Source organism: Acinetobacter sp. P8-3-8, from assembly GCF_000214135.1.
Lineage (GTDB): Bacteria > Pseudomonadota > Gammaproteobacteria > Pseudomonadales > Moraxellaceae > Acinetobacter.
Window position 1 is genome coordinate 1 of the sequence record NZ_AFIE01000091.1, and the last position, 5,247, is coordinate 5,247.

At 45.0% G+C, this 5,247-nt stretch carries 4 protein-coding genes and 1 pseudogene; all 5 read right to left on the bottom strand.

Annotation, left to right across the window (positions count from 1 at the left end; all coding sequences use genetic code 11):
- Positions 1 to 929: phage minor head protein (locus GGG_RS0118130; RefSeq protein ID WP_010117569.1), on the bottom strand; the 929-nt coding region annotated here is incomplete at its 3' end.
- 3 nt (positions 930 to 932) lie between these two features.
- Positions 933 to 2,390: a DUF935 family protein gene (locus tag GGG_RS0118135; RefSeq protein ID WP_010117570.1), complete on the bottom strand. Its 1,458-nt coding sequence runs from the start codon at positions 2,388 to 2,390 to the stop codon at positions 933 to 935.
- A gap of 12 nt (positions 2,391 to 2,402) precedes the next feature.
- Entirely contained in the window at positions 2,403 to 4,079 is a 1,677-nt protein-coding gene (locus GGG_RS0118140) for a terminase (RefSeq protein ID WP_010117571.1), read from the bottom strand.
- Entirely contained in the window at positions 4,076 to 4,567 is a 492-nt protein-coding gene (locus GGG_RS0118145) for a DUF2280 domain-containing protein (protein ID WP_010117574.1), read from the bottom strand. Before GGG_RS0118145 ends, GGG_RS0118140 begins: the two co-directional genes overlap by 4 nt.
- A 60-nt stretch (positions 4,568 to 4,627) precedes the next feature.
- A pseudogene (locus tag GGG_RS20065) lies at positions 4,628 to 5,247 on the bottom strand (putative metallopeptidase); the annotation flags it as partial.

The following is a 5,247-nucleotide window of genomic DNA, read 5'->3' on the forward strand; positions in this document are numbered from 1 at the left end:
CTTGCTACAGCCTGAATAGCTGCCATATCAGTACTCAGCCAGCGCTTAAGCACATCATCAGCCAGTGAGCTTGTAGCAGAGTTTAAATAACCAGACAGTGCGGCATCATTTCCTTGCACATAGTCCAAAAAGGTACGAATCGCACTTGGCCGAATGCTTGGATCAAGTGGCATTACTGTATTGGCCACCGTATCGAATAAGTCCCGAGTCTTATCATTCATCGGAGCAAACAGACTGGTGAGCTTTTTACTCGCCGTCCATTCTGCCCTGATGACTTCCTTCTGCTCGAGGAGATATTCCTTATCTAAACTCGATGCACTGATTTTTTTATCAACCAAAGACTCAAGCTCACCAAACTGCAATGGATGAGAACTCCAGTCTAAAGCCTCTGCTACCTCAGGCAGCTTGTCATCAGGTGTAATGCCATATTTCAATGCCTGCTTCTCGGTTAAAGCTATACAACTGCACCGGCAGCGATATCCGACGGGAGGATAATGTGTGAGCCAAAACGGATGATCAATTGGCAACACAATCCGATTCAAAGCTAAGTGACTGGGACGCACTCGACTATCATTGATAGCCGAATACATCAGATAAGAGCGTTTAGCCTTGTTCCGTTGCTGTTGTTGCCATCGGCCATGACCGTAAGCGTTTTGGATATTGGTACGAAATACATTATCCAGATAGTGCTTTGGCAGAATGATTTCAGATTCTTCAATCAGCTTCTGGAAGTCCTTGAAGGTACCGCCGTCGGCAATCGATTTATTCACGGCCTTAATGACTGTTTCAACCTGCTCAAGGCTCGATAGAAAGCTAACCGTGGTTGCCATCTGCCGAGTCTTTAGATCCATTGAGTAAAATTCATCAGGCAGCACGATCTTTTTATTGTGAGCAAACCGAAGCGCCTCAAGAAATGTGATTGGTTGCATAGCTTACTTCCCGTTTTGAGCCATCACATATCCCAACACATCTGCAGCATATAAAGCCTGATCCAGATTAGCTGTGAACTGTGTCTGAGTTGCACCAGGTATTAATTGCATCAGGTTATAAGCCAGACTTTCAGGACTATCAGACTTGAATACTAATTCCTTGACCTGATCCGGTTTCAGTAGCTGCAATTCATCCTGGCCATCAGTCAGTTCTTCAACTTCCTGTTGTTCAGGTGAAAGCTTGTTTGCTGATGCCTTAAAGTTGAATGCCTGGCGCGGTACTGCAGAGAATTGATTGAAGGCAGTTTGTGTTTGCTCAACCAGATCCCCATCCTGCAGTCCGTACTCACGAATAAAATAATCTTTAGAAAGGTTGGCCCCAGCATTCTTTAAATGAACATCACGCTCAGCCTGATCCTTATTCAGCGGTTTTGGCTTTTCACCAAGCATTACTTCATAATCACCCCAACCGTTTAAAGCGCATAGAGCATTGACCACAGCCTGTAAAGTCGGTGTGACAAGCCTAATATCAGATTTAAGCTTATCCATTCGTACATTTTCATGCACTTGACCAAGACTGTAGCTTCCCTTCCCATCAGTCCCGCTGGTAAGTGTCTGCCCTAGTACAACTTTCTGGATCTGACGAATCAGCTGATTATTAAATGCCTCAAACGCTGCCCCTGCTGAACCGTTTGTTCCTGGTGCGGAAAGAATCTGAACATCATCATCTGCATCAATCGACAATACGCTTTGAGCATGAGCAGTTAACAAGGCTTTGCTCATATCATCAGTTTCAGTATCTTTGCACTTACCCAGTAAGATTGGTGTTCCAAAACGTTCGAGGAATTTCGCCCAGAATTTGAAGCCATTCTGCTTAAAGAAGAATAACCAATACAGCGTGGCTAATAGCGCTTTACCATATGGCTGTTCGTATGTGGCTTTACGGCGTGTTAAGAAGAATTTGAATGCTTGATCTACCTCATGCTCTGCATTGTTTCCATCCTGACGATAGATTAGCCGACCATCATTCTTAGGCTCAAACCATTGCATCGGTTTTTCACCAATCCATTGCAAACCAATATAACCTTCCGACTTTAGCTCATATACAGCTTCCTGAACCGAGTACCCGAAGAACAGTGCACTCATGGCAGCAGTCGCAATTTCATGGAACCATTCTTTCAGGATGAGATTCAGCTTTTCCGCTTCATCCGTATCATTTGGTTCAATTCGCAATGGCGTTGCTAAAAGTGCATCAATCCGTGTTTCAACTACTTGTGCAATCTCGTCATCATCAAGCAGTACACGCAATCTGTGGCGTGTAATTCCAGCTTTGCGCAGCACTTCATCAGTATCTGGTTGCTTGCCAAAGTTCACCAGAAACTGAGTGACTGCTTCTTGAGTGTATAAATTGCCGTAAGACAAAGCCTTCTTTGACGCTTTGTCCTTTTTAGACTTTGCCATGTTTTTTCCTTATCAATAGGTTCGAGTACCTGCACCTGCAGGTTTTTTCCGTTTTCGCTCACGGATATCACTAAAGCAAATCATGACGCCGTCTGCTCGGTTTGGAGACAATGCCCCGTCCGGTTGCTTATTGACTAGGATTTTGCCTGCACCATTCTTCGTATAAGTGGGTTGTGATAACTCTCGCTTGAGCTGTTCAAGCTCCTGCTTGTTTATATCTTTGGTAGAAAGCGAAATAAGATTGTCTGGGTCATATTGCATACCTTGTAAGGCTCGATAAGTATTCTGAAATCTGATACGCAATGACCACCACATCTGAGCTTTAAGATTGGCAAAGAAGTCTACGTTTTTACGCGCCTCCACCATTTCCTGCTCAGGGTTGTGTACCGCGCCTGAGCCACGGAATGGATTTGCTTCAATCTCCGGAATACCTTTGGATCTGTTTTGCTCATTAATGACTCGGGCATCACCACGTACACCAGCACCCAGGCCGTCAGCATCGTAGTAAAACGAGTTCAAACGCAAATCAAGGCAAGCATCAATTGCTTTCTGAGTCGTGCCAAAGATGTCATCACCAACACCAGACCAGGTATCCAAATACTGCAGTACGATGCCATGACGTGCAGCAAAGGAGTTCTTATCCTTACCCTCATCTGCCACATCAAGAGCACCCATACGTTCGCCTGACGGCTGAATATCCAATTCAAGATGAGCATCGACTGCAGCCTGTACCCATGCAGATGGAATCAACACACCTTCTACCGACGCGGCGTAGTCAATATCAACTTCTTGAGCTAGAACGATGTCATCTAATGTGGCCAATTGTTTTTCATACCAGGGGTAGATTAGTTTGCCATTAAATTCAACCTGCCAGTTCTTATCTGGGTTATCACGCCATGCCATCGTAAAAACGGCGTAACGACCACTAAAACGATCTTGGTGAAACTTGTCCCCAATACCGTTTGGAGTGGATCCCTTGATGTGTACGTTGGTGTTTTGAGAGATTGCGGCGTCTACAGCTTCTTGTCTCTCTACAAATGCCCATTCATCCAGAAAGTACATTGTGGTACGACCACCACGGCCAATGTTGTCACCAGCTTCACCAGTGACGGTTGCGCCGTTGTCCGGGTTAATGATTCGCATGTAGTTGTCATGCACTTTCTCAACAAAGCCTTTAGGCTTCATCCAGTCCGGCAACTTGGAAAACATATCCCTGAATTTGTGCAGCAACGTTTTTGGATCGCCTTTCTTATCAACCAGATCTTCTTTACGGCTACCGACGCCACCAGCAAAGCCTTCAACGAATAACCACCGGTGCAAATAAAAGCCCAGGACTACATAGCTCATCCCTTCATCACGACTTTTCTCAATCAAGCCATGGGTCTGGGTACTTTCACGTTCAATCAGCCAATCAACGAGTTCAACCTGACCAGGACGCAAAACAAAAGGAATATTCGCGGGCAGCCCAAAAGGCATGCCCCGTGGATCGTAAGTCCATACCCAGTGATTAAACCAATGAGCCGCATCATTCTTACATCTGTAGATTTCAGCCTCTCGACTTAGTTCATTCTGCTCTATCAGCATCCGGTAGTAATAACGCCGTTTCATTTCTTCAATGATTTCAGGCAGACGTGTATTGATTGTCCACTCTTTAATCAGTGGCGCTATATCTTCGATTGCATAAGTCATAACTTGCCATTGATTGCTAAACGCGAAAGCTCTTGCGCGGATAGTCCGTTAAGCTCATCTGGTGTGAATTGATGCGTTGATTTGGTTTCTTGCTGAATAGGTCCGCCGTCTGGACCAGTGATTTCCTGCTTTGTCACACGGCCATCTGTTTCTTGGAATGCCTGTTTCAGCAGATTTTGTTTTGCCCGTTTATTTTTTCCAGAATCCTCATACATCTTCTGAAGCTCACGTAAACGAAACGCCTTGTTAGCAATCGCAATATCATCAATATTTTCACGAAACTCTTTGCGAGTTTGCTCAAATAAATCCTTTAACTTTTTACTGAGATTACGACCTGCATATTTTGTCGGGTCATAACTGTGACATTGTTTTCGATCAATCTTGATCTTATATATTTCTTCTACCGCGTCTGCTACTTGTTGAGGGGTTTCAAAGCAAGCAAGAGACTGAACTATAAACATTTTTACAGGCTCTTTTAATGCTGCCATAAACACCTCTTTGTCGTTCTACGTCGTACAAGATAGGCAAAAAGAATGAGCCTTTCAGCTCTAACCAATCACACAGTTCCCACAACACGCCGCCATACTTGCCTCTGATACAAACGGCGCATTCTTGGCAATTTCTAGAAGTCGTTTTGACAGACTCGTCTGCACCCCATCGTTTAGTTTCACCAAAGAACACTTCAACGTCATGGCCAGCCAGGTAATGCTTAGGTAGTCCGGTCATATCGCTATAAATGATTTCGCCATCTTCATCACGCTCTACACCGATGTGATACAACTCATGTTCAATCAATCGGCAGAACTCACGATCTGAGGCTTGTTCGCAATAAGTAGCATCTACGGTAATGAGATATTGAGGTACAAAGCCAAACCAGTCCCGCATTTGCTGTTCCTGGCGTGCTTTCTTCCAGCCACCCTGGTTAAACATGACCTTTTCACATTGCCCCAGCACCATACGTTTTTTCGCTACGGCGGCAGATGAAGCCCATGCGAATGCAAGGAACTCTTCATTGTCATGGAGTAGTTCAGCAATATGATCATGATCGGGGTTATGTAGTTCACCACCGAGAGTAAGCCAGTTATTCACGACCCACTCTTTAAGCTCTGGTGCCGGTGCCAAACGAATGGCTTCTTCTTCCTCAGCCTGATCAATCAGCTCCGTCGGC